Here is a 24,284-nt window from a genome sequence, read left to right on the forward strand (position 1 = left end):
GGTCCGGACACTGCTGGTGTGAAGGGGGTGGTCATGGACCGATCACGAGAACCGGACACAGCACTGGTCCGGGCGGCGGGGAACGGCGACCGGGCAGCGGGCGTCGCGCTCTTCGACCGCTACGTGGCGACGGTGACCCGGTACGCCTGGGCGCTCGTCCCGTCGCGCCAGGACGTCGAGGAGGTCGTCCAGGACACGTTCGTGACGCTCTGGCGACGGGCGGCTTCCATCGAGCTCCCCGACGAGTCGATCCTGCCGTGGTTGCTGGTGGTCAGCCGCAACCACGCGGCGAACCTCCGGCGCACGCACCAGCGGCACCGGGGCGACGAACTGCCGGACGACCTGCCGGCACCGGTCGAGGACGACGACGCCCGCGACCGGCTGCGCTGGGTCAGAGCCGAGATCGACGCGCTCTCGCCGATCGACCGGCAGGTGTGCGAGCTGTGCCTCATCGACGGCCGTTCGTACGCCGAAGCCGCGACTGCGCTCGGGTTGAGCGTCGGAGCGGTCAGACAGCGGGTCGCGCGATCGCGGGCCCGGATCAAGAAGGCGGTGACGCACGATGAGCTCTGAACCTCCCGTCGGAGACGACCTGCAGCAGATGATCGTCGGCATGCGCCAGCGCTTCGTCGCACACCTCGACGCCGAACCCCGTCGGGTCTCCGTCCGCAAGCGTGTCGGGATCGCCGTCGCGATCGTGGCGCTGCTCGGTGTCGGCACCGCGAGTGGAGCGGTCGCGCTCGGGATGATCCCGAGTCCGATCGCCGCGCCGCCGGCTCCGAGCGCTTCGAGTCCCGCGGCCGAGCCCCGGCCGGACCGGACGGCCTCGTCGGCTCCCATCCGCCCGACCACCCGGCCGTCCTCACCGACGTCCGGTGGTGTCGCGGCATCGATCCCGGACTCGTGCGCCGCGGCAGTGCCGTCAGCCGATTCCGCGCGGCTGTTCGGCCAGCGGAAGGTCGAGCAGATCCGACCCGTCGCACCCGGCGGAGTCGGATCGGACTACTGGGTCGACCCGGACGAGCCGTTCGTCGCCGACGCGGCCCTCGTCTGCCGGTGGTCCCAGACCGGGAGCCCGGAAGAATCGGACAACCTCTTCCTCGCGATCGGGTCGACCGCGGAAGGGGCCCTCGACGAGCGACTCAGCGCACACGAGCAGGCGGGTTGGTCGTGCACCGATCGGCTCGGTGGGCGGGCCTGTCAGCACAGCGAGTCGTCGGACTACCACGGCGACCCGCTGGAGACCACCCACACGTTCTTCGTCCGGGGGGACACGTGGATCTCGGTCACGCAGACCAACACGCCCACGGACGGGCTGCTCGAGGTGCTGGTCCAGCAGACGTGGCGGTGAGACGGAGGTGACCGGGCACTGGAACCACGACACGCACTTCCACCGGCGCTCCTCGGTCACCTGGCGCCGTCCGCGCTGATCGTCACCGGCAGGCTCGCCCCGGACCCGTCGCCGTCGTGGCTGCTCACGTCGAGGACGGCGTCGCCCACCGGCAGGTCGTCGGGCAGGTCGAAGCGCCCGGCGACCGTGAAGTGCTCGCCCTGCGGGGTCGGCCGCCCGAGCAGCACCGGGTCGCCGGTCGACGCGGGCGTGATGGTCACCGCCCCACCTCCGAGCGGTCCATCGGGTCACGATCTCGGTACGGTCGGAGCGTGGGGAACGAACGATCAGCTGACCAGACCGAGCCGGAGCACGACCCGTACGCCCGGCGCCCGGGCTACGTCACCGCCATCGACGGCCGGACCGACCGGGTTACGACTGCGGCGGCGGTCGGCGCGGGCGTCGGCCTCGTCACGTCCTGGGTGCTCGGCTTCGTCCAAGCGCCCGAATGGGTCGTGTGGGCGGGAGCCATCGCCGTCGGTGTGACGACGTGGCTGCTGCTGCGCGCTCGACAACGTCGCCGCGACCGAAGTGAAGGCCGCGCGCCCGGCGCCGTCGCCCGTGCCCGCGACCGTGCGATCGCCGACGCGAACGGCGGCCGACGCTTCTTCGTCGCCCCGAACCCGGTCATCCTGATCGTGATGGGCGGGATCTTCATCGCGCTCGCCGTCGGCACGCTCGGGCTCGGGAGCATGTCGGTCCTCACCGTGATCCGGACGATCGTCCTGGTCGGCGGTGGCGCGTACTTCGTCGTCCAGGGCATCGGCACCCTCGTCGTGCGCCGCCGCTCGCCCGACCCCCGCTGACCCCCGCCGCCGCCTCGTCCGCGCCGAACCAGGAATCCGACGTCGAACCAGCGGCGCTGCCTGGTTCGACGTCGGATTCGTGGTTCAACACCCGCGTCGGCCACGTCGGCCAGGTCGGCCACGTCGGACCGCCGGCGTGACCGCCGCGCCGGTCAGCCCCGCGCGACCGGCGTCAACCGCTGCAACTGCGTCACGTGCCCCGGCTCGAGCTCGTCGAGCGATGCCACCCCGAGCAGCCGCATCGTCCGCTCGATCTGCTCGGACAGGATCTGGATCATCCGGTCGACCCCGGCCTCGCCACCCGCCATCAGGCCGTACAGGTACGCCCGACCGACCATCGTGAACTTCGCGCCGAGGGCCACCGCGGCGACGATGTCGGCGCCGGACATGATGCCCGTGTCGAGGTGCACCTCGGTGTCCTTGCCGACCTCGCGGACGACGGAGGGGAGCAGGTGGAACGGGACGGGAGCGCGGTCGAGCTGCCGGCCGCCGTGGTTCGACAGCGTGATCCCGTCGACGCCCATGTCAGCGAGGCGCTTCGCGTCCGCCAGTGACTGCACGCCCTTGACGACGACCTTCCCCTTCCACTGCGACCGGATCCACTCGAGGTCCTCGTAGGTGACGGTCGGGTCGAACATGTGGTCGAGGAGCTCGCCGACGGTGCCGGACCAGCGGTCGAGCGACGCGAACGCCAACGGCTCGGTGGTGAGGAAGTCGAACCACCACCAGGGCCGCGGGATCGCGTTCAGCACGGTGCGGGCGCTCAGCTGCGGCGGGATGGAGAACCCGTTGCGCTTGTCCCGCAGCCGAGCACCGGCGACGGGCACGTCCACGGTGACGAGCAGCGTGTCGAACCCGGCCTTCTCGGCGCGGGAGACGAGCGCCATCGACTTCTCGCGGTCCTTCCACATGTAGAGCTGGAACCAGTTGCGGCCCGACGGGTTGGCGTCGCGGACGTCCTCGATCGCGGTGGTCCCCATCGTGGAGAGCGAGAACGGGATGCCGGCGCGGCCCGCTGCCCGGGCTCCGGCGCGCTCGCCCTCGGTCTGCATCATGCGCGTGAAGCCGGTCGGGGCGATGCCGAACGGGCGGGCGACGGGCGCACCGAGCACGTCGCGCGACGTGTCGACCTTCGAGACGTCGCGCAGGATCGCGGGGGTGAACTCGATGTCCTCGAACGCCTGGCGGGCACGGGCGAGGGAGATCTCGGCCTCGGCGGCGCCCTCGGTGTAGTCGAACGCGGCCTTCGGCGTGCGCCGGGCGGCGATGTCGCGCAGGTCCCAGATCGTCAGCGCCGACTCGAGACGCTGTCGCCGACCCGGCAGCGACGGCTTCTTGAACTGCATGAGCGGCGCGAGGTCGCGCACGGTCGGCAGCTGCCGCTTGATCGGAGTACGCCGGGCCGACGGCGCCCCGGGGGTCGCTGCCGGAGCGCCCGTCGCGGGGTCGACGCGGTGCTGGTCGTCGGTCGAGGTCATACAGACATCCTACGTCTCGGGGTGGATCGGTGGGTGGAGTGATCGGCTCGCGGGGTGTAGCGCACGGGTTCGACGGAACGGGCGATCGTCGAGCGCAGGGCCTCGAGTGAGGCGCCACCGAGGCCGCCGAGCCCGACGGCCCGCGCCTGCACGAGGACGTTGCCGAGCGCGGTCGCCTCGACCGGTCCGGCGAGCACGGGGAGCCCGGTGCGGTCGGCGGTGAGCTGGCAGAGGAGCCGGTTCTGCGATCCTCCGCCGACGACGTGCACCTGTCGGACGTCTCGGCCCGTGACGGCAACGATCGTCTCGAGGGTCGAGGCGTACGCCGAGGCGAGCGACTCGAGGATCGACCGCACGGTCTCGGCCCGCGACGCCGGGGCGGCGAGTCCGTGTGCACCGCACCAGGCGGCGATCCGTTCCGGCATGTCACCCGGCGCGGTGAACGTGTCGTCCGCGACGTCGAAGACGGGGACCGGGGCGGTGACGTCCGCTGCGGAGGCGAGCAGCGCCTCCAGGTCGACGCGCTCGCCACCGCGCTCCCAGGTGCGCACGCTCTCGGAGAGCAGCCACAGCCCGGACACGTTCTTCAGGAACCGGACGCGTCCGTCGACGCCGCCCTCGTTGGTGCAGTTGGCCTCGCGAGCCGCGTCCGACAGGACGGGTGCGTCGAGCTCGACGCCGACGAGCGACCAGGTGCCGGACGAGATGTACGCGAAGTCCGGGTCGGTGGCCGGTACCGCCACCACGGCCGAGGCCGTGTCGTGGGAGCCGACGAGCGTGACCGGCGCGGTGCCGCCGACCGCCTCGGCGACGGCGGGCAGCAGGGGACCGAGTCGGTGGCCCGGGTCGCGCAGGGTGGGCAGGAGTCCGCTCGGGAGGCGCGCAGCAGCCCGCAACGCCGGGTCCCACCCGCGGGTGGTCGCGTTCAGGACCCCGGTCGTCGAGGCGTTCGTGCGCTCGGCCGCCTCGACGCCGGTCAGCCAGTAGCCGAGCAGGTCGGGCACGAGCAGCGCCCGTTGCGCGAGCTGCAGGGACGGGTCGGCGGCGAACTGGAACAGGGTGTTGAACGGCAGGTGCTGCAGGCCGTTCCGGGCGTACAGCTCGGCGGCGGAGAGCCGCTCGTGCACGGTCGCGACGCCGCCCTCGTGTCGTGCGTCGCGGTAGTGGGACGGCAGCCCGAGCAGCCGCCCGCCACGGAGCAGCCCGTAGTCGACCGCCCACGAGTCGATGCCGATGCTGGCGATGTCCGGCGTCCGGGCGAAGGCGTCGCCGAGGCCCGCGGTGACCTGCCGGTACAGCTCGACGACGTCCCAGTGCAGGGCGTCGTGGTCGCCCTCGTGGAGCGCGACCGGGCCGTTGGGGAACCGGGCGACGTGCTCCATCCGGACGCCGTCGGTGTCGACGTGGCCGACGATCACCCGCCCGCTCGTGGCGCCGAGGTCGACCGCGGCGACGCTGCCGCTGTTCGTCACGCTGCTCCCTCTGTCCCGGACATCAGCGCAGGAACGCTGCCGCGACACCGGCGTCCACGGGGACGTGCAGGCCGGTCGTGTGCGAGAAGTCGTCGGTGCAGATGGCGTAGACGGCGTTGGCGACGTTCTCGGGCACGACCTCGCGCTTGAGGATCGTGCGCTGGGCGTAGAACTTGCCGAGGTCCTGCTCCTCGATGCCGTACGTTTTCGCCCGGTTCGCACCCCAGCCGGACGCGAAGATGCCCGAGCCGCGGACGACACCGTCGGGGTTGATGCCGTTGACGCGCACCCCGTGCTCACCGAGTTCGGCCGCCAGCAGCCGGACCTGGTGCGCCTGGTCGGCCTTGGTCGCCGAGTAGGCGATGTTGTTCGGGCCGGCGAACACCGAGTTCTTCGACGAGATGTACACGATGTCACCGCCGAGGCCCTGCTCGATGAGGACCTTCGCGGCCGCCTTCGACACCAGGAACGAGCCCTTCGCCATGACGTCGTGCTGCAGGTCCCAGTCCTGCTCGGTGGTCTCGAGCAGGCTCTTGCTGAGGCTCAGCCCGGCGTTGTTCACGACGAGGTCGAGGCCGCCGAAGTGCAGGAGCGTCTGCTCGATCGCGTGGTCGATCGCGCCGGCGTCCGTCACGTTCGCGGCGACGCCGATCGCCGTGTCGGTGTTCCCGATCTCGGCGGCGGCCTCCTGCGCCTTGGCGAGGTCGAGGTCCGCGATGACGACCGCGGTGCCCTCGGCCGCCAGGCGCTTCGCGATGGCCTTGCCGATGCCGCTCGCGGCTCCGGTGACGAGGGCGATGCGCGTGGCGAGCTTCTTCGGTGCGGGCATCCGTTGGAGCTTCGCCTCCTCGAGGGCCCAGTACTCGATGCGGAACTTCTCGGCCTCGTCGATGGGGGCGTACGTGCTGAGGGACTCCGCGCCGCGCATGACGTTGATGGCGTTCACGTAGAACTCGCCGGCGACGCGGGCGGTCTGGGCGTCCTTGCCGTAGGAGAACATGCCGATGCCTGGGACGAGCACGATGAGCGGATCGGCGCCGCGGATCGCCGGGCTCGTCTCGTCGGCGTGCCGGTCGTAGTAGGCCTGGTAGTCGACGCGGTACTGCTCGTGGAGCTCGTGCAGGCGGGCGGTCCGCTCCTCGACCGATGCCGTGGCGGGCAGGTCGAGGATGAGCGGCTTCACCTTGGTGCGGAGGAAGTGGTCCGGGCAGCTCGTCCCGAGGGCCGCGAGCTCCTCTGCCCGTGACGACGCGAGGAAGTCGAGCACCACCGGGCTGTCGGTGAAGCTGCCGACGACGGGCTTGTCGTGGCCGGCGATGCCCCGGATCGTCGGGGCGAGGGCGGCGGCGCGCGCGCGGCGTTCGTCCGTCGGGAGCGCCTCGAAGCCGGGGCGGACGGGGCCGAACGGCTGGTCCTTCCCGTGTTCGGCGATGAAGGCCTCTGCCGTGTCGATGATCCAGCGGGAGTTCGCCTCGGCCTCGTCGCTGGTGTCGCCCCAGGCGGTGATGCCGTGGCCGCCGAGGATCGTGCCGATCGCCGCGGGGTGGTCCCGCTTGACCGCCGCGATGTCGAGCCCGAGTTGGAACCCCGGTCGGCGCCACGGCACCCAGACCACCTTGTCGCCGAAGACCTGCTCGGTCAGGGCCGGGCCGTCGGCGGCGGTCGCGATGGCGATGCCGGCGTCGGGGTGCAGGTGGTCGACGTGCGCGGCGTCGACGAGGGCGTGCATCGCGGTGTCGATGGAGGGTGCCGCCCCACCGCGACCGAACAGGGTGTGGTCGAACGCGGCGACCATCTCGTCCTCGCGCTCCACGCCGGGGTAGACGTCCTGTAGTGCGCGGACCCGGTCGACGCGCAGGACTGCGAGGCCCGCCGGCGTGAGGGTGCCGAGGTCACCCCCGGAGCCCTTCACCCAGAGCAGCTCCACCGGTTCGCCCGTGACCGGGTCGGTGTCGATGCCCTTGGCGGAGGTGTTGCCGCCCGCGTAGTTCGTGATCCGCGGATCCGAGCCGAGCGCGTTCGAACGTGCGACGAGCGCACTGATCGTCGTGTCTGCGTCGGTGCCGTGCGTTGCGGGGTCCACCCGGGCCTCCAGTCCTGTGCTTGTCATGATGTCTACGCGCCCCAGCCGGCCTGGACGCCGCCGACCCGGTCCTCGGCGATCTGCCGCTGGTAACCGGAGTCGAGGTAGGCGCGCATCGGGTTCGCGGGGAGCCCGCGGGATTCGCGCCACGCGGCGAGGTCGGCGCGGACGTCGGTCTGGTATGCGTCCATGAAGATCTCGTTCGCGCCGAGGACGTCGTGCGCCTCCTGTGCGGCGGTCAGTGCGACGCGGTCGAGCAGCAGTGCTCGGGCCGTCATCTCCTGGACGTTGAGCACCGAGCGGATCTGCCCGGGGATCTTGTCCTCGATGTTGTGGCACTGGTCGAGCATGAACGCGACGTCGGGGTTGTCGTAGCCGCCGCCGCGGATGACCTCGACGAGTATGCGGAACAGCTGGAACGGGTCGGCGGCGCCCACGATGAGGTCGTCGTCGGCGTAGAAGCGCGAGTTGAAGTCGAAGCTGCCGAGCTTGCCGAGGCGGAGGAGCTGCATGACGATGAACTCGATGTTCGTGCCGGGGGCGTGGTGGCCGGTGTCGAGGCAGACCATGGCCTTCTCGCCGAGCGCCGCCGTCTGCACGTAGCTCGTGCCCCAGTCCGGGACGTCCGTGTGGTAGAACGACGGCTCGAAGAACTTGTACTCGAGCACGAGGCGCTGGTCCGGGCCGAGTCGGTCGTAGATCGTGGTCAGCGAGTCGTGGAGGCGGTCCTGGCGGGAGCGCATGTCCTCCTGGCCGGGGTAGTTCGAGCCCTCGGCGAGCCAGATCTTCAGGTCGCGGGAACCCGTGGCGTCCATCACGTCGATGCAGCGCAGGTGGTGGTCGATGGCCTTCTGCCGGATCGTCTCGTCGACGTGGGTCAGGGCGCCGAACTTGTAGTCGTCGTCCTGGAAGGTGTTCGAGTTGACGGTGCCGAGGGAGACGCCGTGCTCCTCCGCGTGGCGCTTCAGGTCGGCGAAGTCGTCGACGAGGTCCCACGGGATGTGGAGCGCGACGGTCGGTGCGAGCCCGGTGTACCGGTGGACCTGGGCGGCGTCGGCGATCTTCTCGTAGGGGTCGCGCGGGGTGCCGGGGGTCCCGAACACCTTGAAGCGGGTGCCGGAGTTGCCGAACGCCCAGCTCGGGAGCTCGATCGCCTGCCGGGCCAGCTGGCCGGCGACGGAGCTGAAGCTCGCTGATGTCATCGTGTCACTTCCTCGTGTCGATTGAATCGTTTCATACGGTACGTGCTGCGCGGGGTTCGCGCAAGCCGGGGTGGGCGCGAGCCGGTGTGGGCGACGAACCACGTTTCCGACATCGAACCGGGCGGTGAGGCTGGTTCGACGTCGGGAACGTGGTTCGACACGGGGCGGAGCGACGCCCCGCAAGCCGCCGCCGCCGCCCCGCGGCCGCCGCTACCCCGCGGGGACCGCGGCCGGCGCGCGCAGCTCGTGCGTGCCTCCCGACACGCGCTGCTCCGCGGCATCGGGCAGCCGCACCACCGCGGTGACGCCCTCGGGCACGGTCACCCGCACGAGCAGCTCCCCGTCGGCGAGCTCCCACCGCACGGCGACGTGCCCGTGCACGGTGTCGAGCGAGGTCGACGCCCACGTGAGACCGCCTCCGGGCTGCGGCGCCACGAGCACCGACTCGTACCCGGGCGTCAACGGCGCGAGACCCCCGACCACGCGGTGCATCCAGTCCGCCACGGCACCGAGCGCGTAGTGGTTGAACGACGTCATCTGGCCCGGGTTGATCGTGCCGTCCGGCAGCATCGAGTCCCACCGCTCCCACACCGTCGTCGCGCCCATCGTCACCGGGTACAGCCACGACGGGCACTCGGTCTGCAGCAGCAGCCGGTACGCGTCCTCGAGGTGTCCGGTCTGCGTCAGCGCATCCGTGATGAACGGCGTCCCGGCGAAGCCCGTCGAGATCCGGTACCCGGACTGCTCGACGAGCTCCGCCAGACGGTCGCCGGCCGTGGCCCGCTCCGCCTCGGACAGGATCCCGAACACGATCGCGAGGGTGTACACGGTCGTGCAGTCGGACAGGATCCGACCGTCGTCCTGCAGGTAGTGGGTCCGGAAGCCGGCCTGGAGGCGCGACGCGAGTTCCCGGAACTCGCTCGCCTCCGCCTCGTGGCCGCCCAACAGCTCGGCCGCGTCCGCCGCGATGGTGGCGGACCGGTACGCGCAGATCGTCGCGACGACGCCCTTGTCGGCCTTCGCCGCCGCGGGGTCCTCCGGCGGGGCGTCCGGGTCCAGCCAGTCGCCGAACTGGAACACGGTGTCCCACAGGTCCTCGGGGGAGAGGTGGTCGCGGATCCGCCGGAGGTGCGCGGCCATGGACGGGAACTGCTCCTCGAGTACCGCGGTGTCGCCGTACGCCTGGTAGAGCGTCCAGGGCACCCACACCCCGGCGTCCGACCAGACTGCGGTGGCGTCGGGCTTGCCGAAGTCCTCGGCGGGGGAGTACTTCAGCACGTCCGGCACGACGAAGGGGATGATGCCGTCGGCGTGCTGCTGCTCGAGCCACACGTCGCGGAGCCAGTCGCCGAGGAACGCCCGCGTGTCGAAGAGGTACGAGGCCGTCGGCGCGAACGCCGCGATGTCGCCGGTCCACCCGAGTCGTTCGTCGCGCTGCGGGCAGTCGGTCGGCACGCTGAGGAAGTTGCCCTGCATGCCCCGCACCACGTTGTCGTGGAAGGTGTTCAGCAGCTCGTGGCTCGACTCGAACGTGCCGGTGCGGGGGAGGTCCGACCCGACCTGCACCGCGGTGAGGGCGGTGCGGAGCTCGTCGAGCGTGCCGGGCCACCCGTCGACCTGGGCGTACCGGAAGCCGTGGAACGTGAAGCGCGGCTCGAAGACGTCCTGGCCGTCCCCGCTGAGGGTGAAGTGGTCGGTGGCCTTCGCGGTGCGCAGGGGGCGCGTGCCGAGCTCGTCGTGCTCGAGGACCTCGGCGTGCTGCAGGGTCAGGACCGTCCCCGCCGGGCCGGACGCGGTCACCCGGATCCAGCCGACGAGGTTCACGCCGAAGTCGACCAGCGTGGCGCCGCCGGGGCTCGTCCAGACCTCGACCGGGGCGATCTCGGCGAGCGGTCGGACGGGCGGCACGGTGTCGGCGACGAGCTCGCGCTCCCCGAGGTCCACCGTGTGCACCGTGCTCGTGCGGCCCTCGTGTCCGTCCACGCTCGGCACCGTCACGTCACCGGGCGTGAGGAAGGAGCCGTCGCGCAGGCGGGCGTCGACGTCCTCGCCGTCGTAGAGCTGGTCGGCCGTGATCGCACTCGACAGCGCCTGCCAGTCGGTGTCGGTCGCGACGAGCTGCTCGTGGCCGTCGGCGAAGGTGACGCGGAGTTCGGCGAACCCGGCGACCTCGTCGGCGTACCAGCCGCCACCGCCGCCCCAGGCGAGGCGTCCGGCGGCCCAGCCCTTGCCGAGGACGAGCGCGAGGACGGCGGCGCCGCCCGGCTCGGCACCGGCGAGGTGTGCCGTGACGTCGTGCGAGACGACGCGGACGCGCCACTCGTAGCTCGTCCACCCCGGCTCGAGCAGGTGGTCGGAGACGCGCTGCCCGCCGAGCCAGGCCTCGACGACGCCGAGGGCGCTGACGTCGAGGGTCGCGCTCGTCACGGCGCCGTGGCCGTCGTCGAGGGTGAACTCCCGGCGCAGGATCGGTGCGCTCCCGAGGTCGGCGTCGCTGGCGATGAACGGTGCTGTCCAGGCGGTCATGTGGTGTGTCCTTTCACGCGACCGGTCGTCGTCGACCGGTGCGGGGGTCGTGGGCCCGGCCACCCGCCCGCGGGGGCGGGGTGGTGGAGGCGGGTCGCGCCTCCAGGCCGTGGATCGGGCGTCAGCCCTTGACGGCGCCGCTCGTCATGCCGGCGACGATCTGACGGTTGAAGAAGATGTAGAGGATCAGCGGCGGGATCGTGATGAGCAGCACGTCCGTGAACAGCAGGTTCAGCTGGCTGACCGACTGGCTCTGGAACGTGTACAGCGTCTGCTGCACCGTCGCGTTCTCGGAACCCGGCAGGAAGTACAGCGGGTTCGTGAAGTCGTTGAACACGGTCACGGACTGCACGAGCACGACCGTGATGATGACCGGCTTGAGCAGCGGCAGGACGACCCCGAAGAACAGGCGGATCGGACCGGCGCCGTCGAGGACGGCTGCCTCGTCGAGCTCCTTGGGGATCGTCGCGACGAACGCCCGGAAGAGCAGGATGCAGAACGAGAGGCCGAAGGTCGCCTCGATGAGGATCATCCCGCCCATGGTCTTGAACAGGTTGAGCCCCTGCAGCACCCAGATCGTCGGGACGATCGCGGGCGGGACGATGAGGCCGGCCAGGACGAAGAAGTTGATCAGGCCGTTCCACTTGCTCGGCCGCCGTTGCAGGACGTAGCCGACCATCGCGGAGAACACCACCATGATGATGACGCTCCCCACGGTGAGCACGGCGCTGTTCAGGAACGAGCGCAGGATCCCGCCGTCGCCGGTCTGCATGACCGCCACGAGGTTCTGCCACAGCTGCCACTGGGTCGGCAGGCTGAAGCCGAGCTGGTTGGCCTCGGCCGGGCTCTTCGCGGCCTGCAGCAGGACGAAGACGAACGGCACGAGGAAGACCACGAAGCTGACGACGATCGCGACGATGCCGATGACCCACTTGCGTGCGGTGTGCGGGCTCCGTCGGCGCGGGGTGGGCGTCTTCGCGGCGCCGGCGCCGGCACGTCGGCTGGTGGTGATCGCGGTCACAGGTCCGCCTCCTTGCGGTTGATGAGCCAGGAGATCGGGACCATGATCGCCGTCACCACGATGAACAACACGACGTTGCCGGCGGTCGACAGCCCGTAGAACCCGGCCTGGTACTGCTTGTAGATCACGCTCGCGATGACGTCGCTCGTGAAGCCGGGTCCGCCGCCGGTCATCGCCCAGATGAGGTCGAACGACCGCAGGCCGCCGATGAGCGACAGGATGATGACCGTCCCCATCGCCGGGCGGGACAGCGGCAGCGTGATGTTCTTGAAGATCGTCCACGCGCTGGCGCCGTCGACCCGGGCGGCCTCGAAGTACTCCTGCGGGATCGCCACGATGCCGGCGATGAAGATGAGCGTCGCGATGCCGACGCCCTTCCAGACGTCCACCGCGGCGACGCTCCAGAGGGCGAGGGCCGGGTCGGTCAGCCACCCCGGAGTGGGGAGGCCGACCGCCCCGAGGGCGCCGTTGATGATCCCGTGGAAGGGGTCCATCAGCGCCTTGAACGTGATGCCGATGCCGATGGTCGACACCAGCACGGGGAAGAACACCACCGCTCGGAGGTACCCGCGCCCGAGCACGGGGCTCGTGAGGAGCAGGGCGAGGGCGAGTCCGAGGACCACCTTCGCCGCGCTCGTCACGAACCCGTACTCGAACGTGTGCACGAACCCGGAGACGAGCTGCGGGTCCTGGAAGAACCGGACGAAGTTGTCGAAGCCGATGAAGGTCTGGTCGAACAGCGTCCAGCGGGTGAGCGAGAAGTAGAACCCCGCGAAGGTCGGGACCGCGAAGAACACGACGTAGAGCGCGATCGCCGGGATGAAGAACCAGGCCGGGTAGAACGAGCGCATGCGGCGCCGTGCCGGCCCGGGGCCTGCCTTCGTGGTCTGCGGCGGGGCCACCGCCGTCGTGAGGGTCGCGGTCACCGGATCACCAGCCCTTGATGCCGAGCTGCTGGGCCTGCTGGACGACGTCGTCGTCGTACTGGTCAGCGCCCTTCGCGGCGTTCGTGATGCCCGAGCCGACCTGCACGCAGATCTTCTCGAGGTTCGGGCCCTTGATCGGAGAGAGGAACTCGAGTGCCGGGCTCGCCTTGCCGTCGTCGAGGTACTTCTGCAGGTCGCCGATCATCGGCGGGACGGAGTCGGGCAGGGTGCAGGTCGAGATGACGTACGGGCCACCGGGGGTGCCGGTGTCGTTCTGCACCTTGCAGCCCTCGGACGAGTTCGCGAAGGCGACGAACTTCTTGGCGGCCGCGAGCTTGTCACCCGTGGTCGTCTTCGGGATGTAGAGGCCGTTCGGCTCCCAGATGGTGAGGTTCGTGTCGTCCGCGTTCTCCGCCGGGAGGGCGAAGGCTCCGATGTCGTTCACCGCGTCGGGCGAGTCCTGCTGGATCGCCGAGATCGCGTTGGTCAGCATCGGGTACTGGGCGCCCTTGCCCTCGGCGAGCATCTTCAGGCCGTTCGCCTGCGTGGCGGACGCGTAGTCCTCGTTGTAGAGGTCCTTGTCCTTGCCCTCCTGGAGGTGCTGGAACCCGGCCAGTGCCGGCTGCTCCGCGTAGGACTCCTTGTGCTTCGTGTACTGCGTCGCCCAGTTCTTCTGCTGCGCGGTGATGTTCGCGAAGTCACCGAGGACGAACAGCTGGCTGGTCCAGGTGTCGCCGTAGGTCTGGATGATCGGCGCGATGCCGGCGTCCTTGATCTTCTCGCTGTTGCTGATGAAGTCCGCCCACGTGGTCGGGACGCTCAGGCCGAGGTCCGCGTAGACCTTCTTGTTGTAGAGGACGGCGCCGCCGAAGCTGGTGCCGAACGGTGCGCCGTACATGCCCTTGTCGGTGCTGACGACCTTGGTGAACTGCGGGTCGACGTCCTTCGCCCAGCTCTCCTTCGAGAGGTCGACGAGGGTGTTGTCCGGGTTGAGCGCCTGCATGAGCGAGCCGGAGTTGTAGTTGAAGACGTCGGCCATCTCGCCGGTCGACAGCCGGGTCTTCACCAGGTTGTCGCCGTCGGTGCCCTGCGGCTTCGTGTCGAACTTGACGGTGATGTCGGGGTTCGCCTTCTCGAACGCGGCGATGAGCGGCTTCGCGGTGGCGGCGGTGGCCTCGGCGTTGTCGGCGAGGTACGTGATCGTGACCTTGCCGCCGCCGCTGCCGGTGTCGGCGGAGCCGCCCGACGAGCACGCGGCCAGGCTGCCGATGAGGACCGCGGCGCCGCCGATGGCGAGCAACCTGGTGGTCAGGGGACGAGCTGACATTCCTTACCTCCTCGTAAGGCCCGGGACTGGGGGAACCCGGGTGAAACGGACCCGGTCACCGCGCCGATGCGGTTCCCGGTGGTGCTGTTTAGAACGTTTCAATCGGAATGGAACCATGCGGATTGAAGCGTGTCAATCACCGATCCTGATTCGTTACGCAAGTGCGCGGTCCCGCCGGCCGCGGGAGCCGGGAGGCGCGGGGCGGCCCCGGCGGGCGGGGTGCGCTGGGCGGGCGGGGCGGGCGCGGCTGCGCTGGCGGCAAAGCGACACCGTGCCGCCGAACCCGCGTGGGAATGTGTCGCTTCGGCGGGGTCGAGCGCGGAGCCGTCCTGTGAACTGTCGCTTTGGCGGAGCGGGGCGGGTGGGCGGTCGCGACGTTTCGCGCGCGGGCCACCGCGCGAGACTCGCCTCGGCGGACACTTTCGCGGCTCCGCGCCCGCGAAAGTGTCCGCCGAGGTGAGACTCGGGAACGCCGAGCGCCGCGCGCGGCCCCTCAGGCCTCGGTGCGCCTCGGGTCGCTCGGCGCCGTCCGGGCAGCCGCCTCGGCCGCCCCCGCCCGCCCGAGGGTGCTCTCGCGCGGCACGAGCTCGCTCCCGAGCACGACCGTCCGGTGCACGTGCTCCGCGGGGTCCTCGTCGAGCTCGGCCAGCATGAGCTCGACCGCCGCCGCGCCCATCTCCGACCCGTGCATCGTCACCGACGTCAGCGGCACGGCACCGCCCCACGCGACCGAGTTGTGGTCGCAGCCCGACACCGGGATGTCCTCCGGCACCCGGATCCCCGCCGCGCGCAGTTCGGACACGACCGCCATGGCCAGCAGGTCCGTCACGCCGAGGATGCCGTCCGGCCGCTCCTCCACCGGCATGGCGGCGATGCGTGCACCGGCGTCGGTCCCGCCGGGAGGGTCGATGTCTCCCGCGTCGATGTCGACGAGCGTGACCTCGGGGTGAGCGGCGACCGCACGGAGCACCCCCGCCCGCCGACGTTCGACGGGCTGCAGCTCCGCGCGGGCGCTGACGAACCCGATGCGTCGGCAGCCGCGTTCGATGAGGTGCTCCGTCGCGAGGAAGGCCGCTTGCTCGTTGTCCACCACCACCGAGCACGCATCGACCTCGGTCGGCTCGAAGTTCACGTAGACCACCGGTCGCCCGTGCCGCCGCGTGGTCTCGACCTGCTCGCGGGACTGGGTCATCGGGGCGAGCAGGATCCCCGACACGCGTGCGCTCTCGAGGAACGCGAGGTGCTCGCCCTGCGCCTGCAGGTCGTCCTCGCTGCTCGTGATGAGCAGGGTCAGCCCACGCTCACGCGCGGCGAGCTGCGCACCGTTCACCATGTCGCTGAACAGGGAGTTGCGGAGGGACATCACGACGAGCCCGATCGCCCGCGTGGTCCCCGAGGCGAGTGCCCGCGCGTTGCGGTTCGGCGTGTACCCGAGGTCGGTGATCGCGGCACGGACCCGCGCTGCGGTCGCGTCGGCCACGCGTTCCGGGTGGTTCAGCACGTTCGAGACCGTCGCGAGCGAGACACCCGCCCGAGCGGCGACGTGGTGCACGCTCGGCGGTCCGTCGCGCCGGGGGACATGCACCATGCTCCGATCGTAGGCGGACCGGCGCGCCCTCCCGGCCATCCGCCGGACAGGCCGGCGGACCGGCGCGCCCTCCCGGCCGTCCGCCGGACAGGAGGTGGGCCCCACCAGCCGGTTCCGGCGCACCGCGCCAGCGGGGCGACGGCCGTGACGGGAGGCGCGGTGCGGCGCCGACCCGCGCCTCCCGTCCGACGCGGCTCGCCGCCCGGTCCGCGAACGCGATGGTGTGCCGCGAACGGTTGCCAGGGGTCTGTCGCTCTGCCGGCACGGATGCCGGGGCCTTCCTGTGTCCTGTCGCTCCGGCGGCACGATCACGGGCGCGCGGCGAAGCGCAAAGCGCCCAGCGCGCCTCAGCGCTCGGCGACGGTGGACTGCCGCACGACGAGCTCGGGCGTGAACTCAACGTGCAGCTGGTCCGTGCCCTGCCCCTGGTCCACCTGGGCGAGCAGCAGCTCGATCGCCCGCCGCCCGAGGTCCTGCGCCGGCTGCCGCACCGAGGTGAGCGGGACGACCGCGGCCTCGGCGAACGCGATGTCGTCGTACCCGACGATCGCGATCTCCTCCGGCACCCGGATCGACCCGCGCATGATGAACGCCTGTTCGAGGCCGACGGCGAGCAGGTCGTTCGCCGCGAACACCGCGTCCGGGCGGTCGGCGGCCGGGCGGGCCTGGATCTCCTCGCCGACGCGCCGACCCTCGAGGACGGAGAGCGACGTGGTCGGGATCACCTCGAGCGCCGCACCCGCCGCCTCGGCCGCGGCGACCGCGCCGGAGTGGCGGTCGGTGACCTGCCGGATGCCGAACGGGCCGCCGACGAAGGCGATCCGCCGGCGTCCGATCGCGGTGAGGTGTGCGACGGCGATGCGGCCTCCGGCGACGTCGTCGACGGAGACGGACGCGAAGTGCTCGTCGTCGGCACGGCGGTCCACGAGGACCACGGCGGTGCCCTGGTCGCGCAGGCGCTCGAGGCGGCCGAGGTCGTCCCCGGCGGGGGAGATGAGGAGTCCGGCGACGCGTCGCTCCTCGAAGAGGTCGACGTAGGTGTGCTCGCGGTCGACCGACTCGTCGGAGTTCCCGACGAGGACGGCCAGGCCCTTCTGCATGGCCGCGTCCTCGGCGCCGCGCGCGACGTCGGTGAAGAACGGGTTGCCGCCGTCGAGCACGATGAGCCCGACGGTCGAGCTGCGGCCGGCGCGGAGCTGGCGGGCGGAGTCGTTGCGGACGAACCCGAGTTCGGCGATCGCGGACTGCACGCGTTCGACGGTCCCCGGTGCCACCTTGTCGGGACGGTTCAGCACGTTCGAGACGGTGCCGAGTGACACGCCGGCGAGCGCTGCGACGTCCCGAACGCTCACTGCCATGGGGTCATCCTGGCATCGGGGCGGGCGTTCCGGTGGAGCGACTTGCCCTCCGGCCGAACGACGAGTACCGTCTCCGCAGCACCGTTGAAACGATTCACTGACGAACACGCGAACGGAGGACCAATGGCGGTCCGTATCGGAGCCCGCAACACCACGGGCTGGAAGGCGACGATCTCGGTCGCCATGTCGAACTACATCGAGTCGGGGTCGATCATCGCGATCGCCACGAGCCTCAGCCTCTGGCAGGCGCAGTTCCACGTCGGGGACCTGCAGGTCGGGCTCCTCGCCAGCCTGTCCGCGAACGCGTTCGGCGCAGCGGCCGGTGCCATCATCGGCGGACCCCTGTGCGACCGCTACGGCCGGAAGTTCATCTACACCTACGACCTGCTGCTCTACATGCTCGGGATCCTGCTCGCGGTGTTCGCCGGCAGCTACGGCATGCTCCTCGTCGGGTTCATCCTCACCGGCATCGCGGTCGGTGCGGGCGTCCCCGCGAGCTGGACCTACATCGCCGAGCAGGCCCCGGCCGACAAGCGCGCTGCCCACGTCGGCACCGCGCAGCTCGCCTGGTCGATCGGCCCCATGGTCGGCTTCGCCCTGGCCATCGCCGCCGCGCCGCTCGGGCTCCTCGGCAGCCGTCTGATCTTCGCGCACCTGTTCGTCGTCGCCGCGATCGTGTGGTGGCTGCGACGCGGCCTGCCCGAGTCCACGATCTGGAAGGACGAGCGCGCGGCCACCGGCTCCGCGAACTTCTTCCACGGCTTCACCCAGCTGTTCAGCCGCCGCAAGAACCTCAGCGCGATGCTGTTCCTGTTCGGCGTCTACGCGCTCTGGAACACCGTGGCCGGGCAGGCTGGCATCTTCCAGCCCCGCGTCTACTCCGCCACCGGCGTGACGAGCGTCACCGAGCAGTACGGGCTGCAGATCCTCGTGTGGGGCTGCACCGTCGCCGCGACGTACTTCGGGTTCATGCGCTTCGCCGACCGGATGAGCCGGAGGCTGCTCTACGCGATCGGCGCCGCGCTCGCGGTCGTCGCCTGGGCCGTCCTCATCTACGCGCCCGCGAACCTCGGCACGCTGCTGTTCTTCGCGATCGCGTGGGGCATCTCGTCGGGCATCGGCGCGCAGGCGTTCTACGGGCTCTGGACGAGCGAGCTGTTCGCCACCCGGTACCGGGCGAGCGCGCAGGGCGTCCTGTTCCTCGCCGCGCGGGTCATGGTCGGGCTGCTGAGCATCTGGTTCCCGCTCCTGCTCTCCGACATCGGGCTCCGTGCACTCGGCGGGCTCATCCTCGGCCTGCTCGCGCTGTCGTTCCTGGTCGGGACGATCTGGGCGCCGCGGACGCAGGGCAAGACCCTCGAGGAGATCGAGGCCGAACGCTACGGCACCGTCACCAGCGCGACCGGCACGGTCCGCACGCCCGAGGAGCACGCCGCGCGTCAACAGACGCTGCGGGGTGCGCGAGACGAGCGGACGCCACGGTGAGCGACGCGGACCAGCGTGATGCGCGCCTCCCGGATGGCACTGGAGGCGCGGATCACGTGACCCGCGTCTGCTTCCGCCTGCAGGTGGGGACCGAGCACCTCGACGCCTACCGCGAGCGGCACGCGGCGGTCTGGCCGGCGATGCTGCGGGCGATCGCGGCCGCGGGACGTCGGAACTACTCGCTGTTCCTCGACGACGACGGCCTGCTCATCGGGTACTACGAGACGGACTCGGTGGCGGATGCCGACGCGTCGCTCGCCGCGTCCGAGGTGGCCGCCGCGTGGGAGGCACACATGCAGGACCTGTTCGACGGCGCGACCGGGCGGGCGGACCAGACGGCGCGCGTGCTGCCGGAGGTCTTCAACCTCGAGGACCAGCTCGCGTCGGGCGCATCGTGAGCAGGAATGGTCGGGTCCCGTCGACGGACCCGACCATTCCTGCTCACCGGACGACGCCCGCGGGGCACCGGGGACTGCAAGGCGCCCTCGCTACCGTGGGGCCATGCAGCAGCCCGCAGCCGGGACCCTCCGCGTCCTCCACCTGTCCGACACCCACCTCACGGGCGACGGTGCCCTGCACCAGGGGTCCGTCGACACGACCGCCGCGCTCGAGGGTGTGCTCGCCCGGGTCGACGGCGTCCCGGGGATCGGGCTCGTGGTGGTGTCCGGCGACGTCTCCGAGGACGGCTCCCCGGAGTCGTACGCCGCGGTGCTCGAGCGCGTCGGCGGCTGGGCGGAACGCCACGGTGCGGCGCTCGTCACCGTCCCGGGCAACCACGACCTCCGCGAGGGGTTCCGACAGGTCCTCGCGAACGGCCACGTCCTCGGCGAGGGCGGCCGGCCGCTCATGCACACCATGGAGTACCACCCGCCGACCGTGCCGGTCTGGGGGCAGTCCCTCGTCGCGGGGCGGCGGATCGTCACGGTCGACACGAGCGTCCCCGGGGTCGGCTACGGCGAGATCGCCGAGGCGTCGCTCGAACGACTCCGCGCCGCGCTCGCCGGCGACCACGCGCCGCACGGCACCGTCGTCGTGCTGCACCACCCGCCGCTGCCGGCACCGACCGCGCTGCACGAGGCCCTGCGACTCCGCAACCCGGAGGCGCTCGCCGACGCGATCCGCGGCTCCGACGTCCGGGTCGTGCTCGCGGGGCACTACCACCACCACTTCGCCGGGACCCTCGCGGGCGTGCCCGTGCTCGTCGCGCCCGGTGTCGCGAACGACACCGACGTCACCGGCGCCTACGACGAGGAGTCCGCGTACGTCGACTCCGGAGCGCTCGTCGTCGACGTCGCCGAGGACGGCTCGGTCTGGTCGACCCCGGTCCGCGTGCCGCGACCGGACTCCGATCCGCTCGCGTTCGCGCTCGACGCGGACACCGTGGCGCGCGTCATCGAGGCGTCCACCGGGCAGTAGACGCGCCGTTCGTCGGACGGGAGGGACGGTGCGGGCCCGCACCGTCCCTCCCGTCCGTCGTGTGCGGACGCCGGTACCCCGCGCGTTCGGGTTGCAGTCGGGAACTCCGAGTAGGCCGGTGGCACACCTGGAGCGAAGGAGCACCCCATGCGGATCGGCAGTGCAGTGCAGTACGACCGGTACGGCGACTTCGACGTCGTCGAGCTCGTCCCGCAGGAACGCCCGGAGGCGGGTCCCGGCGAGATCGTCGTCGAGATCGTCGCGGCGGGGCTCAACCACATCGAACGGTTCCTGCGGGAGGGCAAGCTCCAGGACCACATCGAGCTCACGTTCCCGGCTCGTCAGGGCGTCGACTTCGCCGGCATCGTCCGGGCACGCGGCGACGGGGTCAAGGACCTGCGCGTCGGCGACGAGGTGATGGGGCACGCACCGAACGGCGGGTCGCACGCCACCTGGCTCGTCGTGCCGCGCGCTGCCGTCATCAAGAAGCCGGAGCACGTCGGCTGGGAGGTCGCCGGCGGCCTCTACCTGGCCGGGTGCACCGCGGTGTCGGTCGTCCGCAGCCTCAAGCTCGGACCGGAGGACACCGTCGTCATCACCGCCGCGGCCGGCGGCGTCGGGCACATCGAGTGCCAGCTCGCGCACGACGCCGGAGCGACCGTCATCGCGCTCGGCAGCGCGCGCAACCACGACTACCTCCGGCAGATCGGCACCCTGCCCGTCGTGTACGGCGAGGGCGAGGAGGAACGCATCCGTGCGATCGCGGACGGCCGCCCGGTCACCGCGTTCATCGACAACCACGGGGAGAGCCGGGCCGAGGAACTCGCGGAACGCCTCGGCGTCGCACCGGGACGGTTCGTGTCGTCCGAGGCGCGGCGCGACATCGAGATCCGGTTCCTGCGGGCGCCGGCCGAGGACGAGGAGACCCGGGAGCTCCTGACCCTCCTGGCGAAGGCCGTGCAGGACCGTCGCGTGCAGGTGCTCATCTCCGGGTTCTACCCGTTCGAGTACATCGTCGAGGCGTACGAGGACCTCGCCGAGATGAAGTCCCGCGGCAAGGTCGTGATCGGGATGCAGACCGTCGAGACCGGTGCACGCATGGACTGGTACCGCTCGGAGAAGGCCCGGGACCTGCGCGACCGGTACGCCGACGCGCGGGGGAGCGACTCCGAGACGATGGCGGGCGGGTCGGCGAGCCCGAGCGTCTAGCTCAGGACGTCCTTCGTGGTGAACCGGCTGTACGCCAGCGCGCCGAAGACGACGACGTAGCCGAGCTGGAGCACGGCGTTCGACCCGAACGAGTCGAACGCGATCGGGTCGCGGAGCAGGTCGCCGAACCCGAGCCACTGGTGCGAGAACAGGTACGGGTGCAACCAGTCGAGCTGCGGTAGCTGGTCGAGCACCTGGGACGCCCCGGCGAGCACCACCGTCGCGGCCATCGCACCGACCGGCACGCTCGTCAGGGTCGAGGCGAACAGCCCGATCGCCGACAGCCCGAGCATCGACAACGTCACGTAGAGCGCGAGCAGCACGGCCCGGCCGGCGTAGGACCAGCCGTCGACCTGCGTGCCCGAGAGCAGGGTCACCGGTCCGATCGGGAACAGCACGGCACCGATCGCGGCCCCGACCAGGACGATGAGGAGCGTCGCGGCGAGGCAGAACGCCACCGCCCCCGCGTACTTGACGAGGATGAACCGCACGCGGCCGGTCGGGGCCACGAGCAGGTAGCGGATGGTGCCGTGGCTGGCCTCGCCCGCGACGGTGTCACCCGCGACCACGCCGACGGTGAGCGGCAGGAACAGCGGGATCGACACGGTCAGCGCGGTGAACGCCACGAACAACCCGTTGTTCGTGATGTCGCCGAGGAACGCGGGGCCGCCTGAGTCGTCGCCGGTCGTGAGCCGGACGGCGACGGCGATGAGGATCGGCACGAGGGCGAGCGCCCCGAGCATCGCCCACGTGCGGCGGCGTCGGAAGACGAGGGCGAGCTCGGAGCCGAGGAGTGCGAAGGGGCGCTGGCGGGGACGTGGGGAGGCGCGGACGTCGTGCGACTGCGGGTCGTCCGTCGGCACGGTGGCGGCGTCAGGCTGCGACATCGAAGCCCTCTCCGGTGAGGGCGACGAAGAGGTCCTCGAGGGTGCCGCCGCCGACGGTGAGCCCGCGCACCCGGACGTCGGCGCGGACGAGCTCGGTCGTGATGGTCTCGGGCAGGACCTCTGGTGGCAGGTCGGCCACGAGGACGTCGGCACCGCCCTCGTGCCGCGGGGTCAGGCCGAGACGGCTCAGCACGGTGCCGGCCTGCCCGAGGTCGGGCGTCCGGACCGTGACCGTCCGGGCACCGGCGGCGCGGAGCTCGTCGAGCGGCCCCTGCGCGACGAGCTTGCCGGTCCGCATCACGGCGGCGTGCGTGCACACCTGCTCGATCTCGGCGAGCAGGTGGCTCGAGACGAACACGGTCGTGCCGTCGTCGGCGAGGGAGCGGATGAGGTTGCGGACCTCGCGCGTGCCCTGGGGGTCGAGGCCGTTCGTCGGTTCGTCGAGCACGAGGAGGTCCCGCGGGGCGAGCAGGGCGTTCGCGAGCCCGAGCCGCTGCTTCATGCCGAGCGAGTACGCGTGCGCCTTCTTGTCGGCCGCGTGCGAGAGCCCGACGCGGTCGAGGGCGCTCGCCACCCGGGTCTTGCGGGTCCGTGGGTCGGAGGTGGGGTCGGCGGCGTCGAACCGGAACAGGTTCGCGCGGCCGGAGAGGTACGGGTAGAACGCCGGACCCTCGACGAGTGCACCGACGCGCGGCAGGACGTCGTGGAGGGCCTTCGGCATCGGTTCGCCGAGCACCTCGATCGTGCCACCCGTCGCGCTGGAGAGCCCGAGGAGCATGCGGATCGTCGTCGTCTTGCCGGAGCCGTTCGGCCCGAGGAAGCCGAACACCGCGCCGCGCGGGACGGCGAGGTCGATCCCGTCGACCGCGCGCTGCTTGCGGAAGACCTTCGCCAGTCCGGTGGTGCGGATCGCGAGGGCTGCGTCGGGCGTGCTCACTCGGCTGCGGCGACCAGCGCCGACACCGGGACCGCGCCCGCGAGGACCCGGCCGTCGTCGGTGAGGTAGACCGAGACGAGCGAGGTCTGCACCGCGCGACCGCCGTCGACCGAACGGGTCAGCTGGTCGAGCAGTCCACTGGCGTCGTCGCCGAGCGCGGTCTGGTCGACCGAGCCCTTCGGCAGTTCGGCGATGGTGCTCCAGCCCGTCCCCGTGACCGTCGGCTCGCCGCCGGTGCGTCCGTGTCGGTGCTGCGCGTCGCCCGTGCCGTGGGCTGCCGTGTCGGAGAGGTCCTTCGTCTCGACCGTCGCGCCCGTGGGCGGCGTGAAGTCGAACAGGCGTGCGGCCGGCGCGCCGTACTGCAGGCTCGTGAAGCCGACCTCGACGGCGGGGTCGGACTGGCCCTTCGCCTCGATCGTGGCGCGCAGCGGGAGGCCGGTCTGCTGGTCGACCGCCAGGCGCACGGACCCCACGAGCGTGCCCGTCGACTTCGGCGTGAGGGTGATCTGCCAGGCGTCGTGGCCGGCGACCCGGACGTCCTTCGGCTTCGACACCGTGGTGCTCGGCGTGATCGCGTCGATCGCCTGCTTCGCGATGTCGGACGGCGTCGCGGCGCCGGACGCCGGCGTCCGGGCGTCCTTCGGGAGGGTGACGTGCGTCGCCGTGCGCTCCTTCGAGTCCCAGGTCCAGACGTCGGAGCCGTTGCGGACGAGGTCCTGCTCGGCGAGCTGCTGCGTCAGCTGGACGCGCTGCTTGTCGGGGCCGTCGACGTAGACGCGGGCCGTGTGCGACGAGGTGAGGAGGCCGAGCGCGTCCGAGGCGTCGCCCTCGAGCGAGGAGCCGCCGGACCCGGTCGGGAGCTCCGGCAGGCCGAGGTCGCTCGTCTGCACGAGCTTGCCGGAGTACTTCGCGTCGGACGACCCCGCGATGCTGGCGATGACGTCCGCCGCGCTCGGGTTCGTCCCCGCGACCGGGTCGCTCGACGCGTTCGCGATCATCGGCACAGCGACGGCGCCGGCGACGACGACCGGTGCGATGACGGCGGGCAGCCAGGCTGACTTCTTCATCGGTTTCCCCTCGGTGGAGCATTCGGAGTCGGCAGTACGGTACGTCGGCCCGCCGACAGTGGGCTGGGCGTTCGTAGACTCGGGGGCGACCGACGCGGGTCGGTGG

Annotated in this window: 21 protein-coding genes; 7 read left to right on the forward strand and 14 right to left on the reverse strand. The window is 71.4% G+C overall.

What is annotated here, in order from left to right:
* Positions 1-33 precede the first annotated feature (33 nt).
* Positions 34-573, forward strand: coding sequence for an RNA polymerase sigma factor (locus ACIPKM_RS01745; RefSeq protein WP_092386613.1), 540 nt, complete (start codon positions 34-36; stop codon positions 571-573).
* On the forward strand, positions 563-1,351 hold the full coding sequence (locus tag ACIPKM_RS01750; RefSeq protein WP_402736037.1) for a hypothetical protein: 789 nt from the start codon (positions 563-565) through the stop codon (positions 1,349-1,351). The genes ACIPKM_RS01745 and ACIPKM_RS01750 overlap by 11 nt, the downstream gene beginning before the upstream one ends.
* 56 nt (positions 1,352-1,407) lie before the next feature.
* Here ACIPKM_RS01750 and ACIPKM_RS01755 read toward each other — a convergent pair whose 3' ends face one another.
* A complete protein-coding gene (locus ACIPKM_RS01755) occupies positions 1,408-1,611 on the reverse strand; it encodes a hypothetical protein (RefSeq protein WP_402736038.1) in 204 nt (67 codons plus the stop codon).
* Positions 1,612-1,662: 51 nt separating this feature from the next.
* On the opposite strand from ACIPKM_RS01755, the gene ACIPKM_RS01760 reads away from it, so the two are divergent.
* Positions 1,663-2,196, forward strand: a complete 534-nt coding sequence (locus ACIPKM_RS01760) for a hypothetical protein (protein ID WP_402736039.1) — start codon at positions 1,663-1,665, stop codon at positions 2,194-2,196.
* A gap of 152 nt (positions 2,197-2,348) precedes the next feature.
* Here ACIPKM_RS01760 and ACIPKM_RS01765 read toward each other — a convergent pair whose 3' ends face one another.
* From ACIPKM_RS01765 to ACIPKM_RS01810, 10 genes are all read right to left on the reverse strand, one after another.
* Complete coding sequence (locus ACIPKM_RS01765) at positions 2,349-3,542, reverse strand: alpha-hydroxy acid oxidase (protein WP_309780466.1); 1,194 nt, start codon at positions 3,540-3,542, stop codon at positions 2,349-2,351.
* A gap of 128 nt (positions 3,543-3,670) precedes the next feature.
* A complete protein-coding gene (locus tag ACIPKM_RS01770; protein ID WP_402736040.1) occupies positions 3,671-5,146 on the reverse strand; it encodes a rhamnulokinase family protein in 1,476 nt (491 codons plus the stop codon).
* A 22-nt stretch (positions 5,147-5,168) separates the two neighbouring features.
* Positions 5,169-7,256, reverse strand: coding sequence for a bifunctional aldolase/short-chain dehydrogenase (locus tag ACIPKM_RS01775; RefSeq protein WP_402736041.1), 2,088 nt, complete (start codon positions 7,254-7,256; stop codon positions 5,169-5,171).
* Between the two features lie 5 nt (positions 7,257-7,261).
* Positions 7,262-8,431, reverse strand: coding sequence for an L-rhamnose isomerase (gene rhaI, locus ACIPKM_RS01780; RefSeq protein WP_402736042.1), 1,170 nt, complete (start codon positions 8,429-8,431; stop codon positions 7,262-7,264).
* A gap of 210 nt (positions 8,432-8,641) precedes the next feature.
* Positions 8,642-10,957, reverse strand: coding sequence for a family 78 glycoside hydrolase catalytic domain (locus tag ACIPKM_RS01785; RefSeq protein ID WP_402736043.1), 2,316 nt, complete (start codon positions 10,955-10,957; stop codon positions 8,642-8,644).
* A 121-nt stretch (positions 10,958-11,078) separates the two neighbouring features.
* On the reverse strand, positions 11,079-11,882 hold the full coding sequence (locus ACIPKM_RS01790; protein ID WP_071295632.1) for a carbohydrate ABC transporter permease: 804 nt from the start codon (positions 11,880-11,882) through the stop codon (positions 11,079-11,081).
* Between the two features lie 92 nt (positions 11,883-11,974).
* Entirely contained in the window at positions 11,975-12,829 is an 855-nt protein-coding gene (locus ACIPKM_RS01795) for a carbohydrate ABC transporter permease (RefSeq protein ID WP_083295454.1), read from the reverse strand.
* 79 nt (positions 12,830-12,908) lie between these two features.
* Positions 12,909-14,231 (reverse strand): ABC transporter substrate-binding protein, encoded by a 1,323-nt coding sequence (locus ACIPKM_RS01800; RefSeq protein WP_070418239.1) that lies wholly within the window; start codon positions 14,229-14,231, stop codon positions 12,909-12,911.
* 493 nt (positions 14,232-14,724) lie between these two features.
* Positions 14,725-15,819 carry a LacI family DNA-binding transcriptional regulator gene (locus ACIPKM_RS01805; protein ID WP_071295612.1) on the reverse strand — a complete coding sequence of 365 codons (1,095 nt, stop codon included), beginning with the start codon at positions 15,817-15,819 and terminating at the stop codon, positions 14,725-14,727.
* A gap of 347 nt (positions 15,820-16,166) precedes the next feature.
* Complete coding sequence (locus ACIPKM_RS01810; protein WP_071295613.1) at positions 16,167-17,177, reverse strand: LacI family DNA-binding transcriptional regulator; 1,011 nt, start codon at positions 17,175-17,177, stop codon at positions 16,167-16,169.
* A 123-nt stretch (positions 17,178-17,300) separates the two neighbouring features.
* Here ACIPKM_RS01810 and ACIPKM_RS01815 point away from each other — a divergent pair, with 123 nt between their 5' ends.
* The 4 genes from ACIPKM_RS01815 to ACIPKM_RS01830 all read left to right on the forward strand — a co-directional run bounded on the left by ACIPKM_RS01815 (position 17,301) and on the right by ACIPKM_RS01830 (position 21,287).
* Positions 17,301-18,662 carry an MFS transporter gene (locus tag ACIPKM_RS01815; RefSeq protein WP_402736044.1) on the forward strand — a complete coding sequence of 454 codons (1,362 nt, stop codon included), beginning with the start codon at positions 17,301-17,303 and terminating at the stop codon, positions 18,660-18,662.
* A gap of 56 nt (positions 18,663-18,718) precedes the next feature.
* Entirely contained in the window at positions 18,719-19,060 is a 342-nt protein-coding gene (locus tag ACIPKM_RS01820) for an L-rhamnose mutarotase (RefSeq protein WP_402736045.1), read from the forward strand.
* A gap of 103 nt (positions 19,061-19,163) precedes the next feature.
* Positions 19,164-20,078 (forward strand): metallophosphoesterase, encoded by a 915-nt coding sequence (locus ACIPKM_RS01825; RefSeq protein WP_402736046.1) that lies wholly within the window; start codon positions 19,164-19,166, stop codon positions 20,076-20,078.
* A 147-nt stretch (positions 20,079-20,225) separates the two neighbouring features.
* A complete protein-coding gene (locus tag ACIPKM_RS01830) occupies positions 20,226-21,287 on the forward strand; it encodes an NADP-dependent oxidoreductase (RefSeq protein ID WP_402736047.1) in 1,062 nt (353 codons plus the stop codon).
* Here the strand turns inward: ACIPKM_RS01830 and ACIPKM_RS01835 are convergent.
* Genes ACIPKM_RS01835 through ACIPKM_RS01845 form a run of 3 tightly spaced genes read right to left on the reverse strand, consistent with a single transcriptional unit; the run spans position 21,284 to position 24,178 of the window.
* A complete protein-coding gene (locus tag ACIPKM_RS01835) occupies positions 21,284-22,174 on the reverse strand; it encodes an ABC transporter permease (RefSeq protein WP_309886295.1) in 891 nt (296 codons plus the stop codon). The two genes, ACIPKM_RS01830 and ACIPKM_RS01835, sit on opposite strands and share 4 nt — an antisense overlap.
* Positions 22,161-23,111, reverse strand: a complete 951-nt coding sequence (locus ACIPKM_RS01840) for an ABC transporter ATP-binding protein (protein WP_071295618.1) — start codon at positions 23,109-23,111, stop codon at positions 22,161-22,163. The genes ACIPKM_RS01835 and ACIPKM_RS01840 overlap by 14 nt, the downstream gene beginning before the upstream one ends.
* Complete coding sequence (locus ACIPKM_RS01845; RefSeq protein ID WP_402736048.1) at positions 23,108-24,178, reverse strand: outer membrane lipoprotein carrier protein LolA; 1,071 nt, start codon at positions 24,176-24,178, stop codon at positions 23,108-23,110. The genes ACIPKM_RS01840 and ACIPKM_RS01845 overlap by 4 nt, the downstream gene beginning before the upstream one ends.
* Positions 24,179-24,284 lie beyond the last annotated feature (106 nt).

Source organism: Curtobacterium sp. NPDC086286, from assembly GCF_044746255.1.
Classification (GTDB): domain Bacteria; phylum Actinomycetota; class Actinomycetes; order Actinomycetales; family Microbacteriaceae; genus Curtobacterium.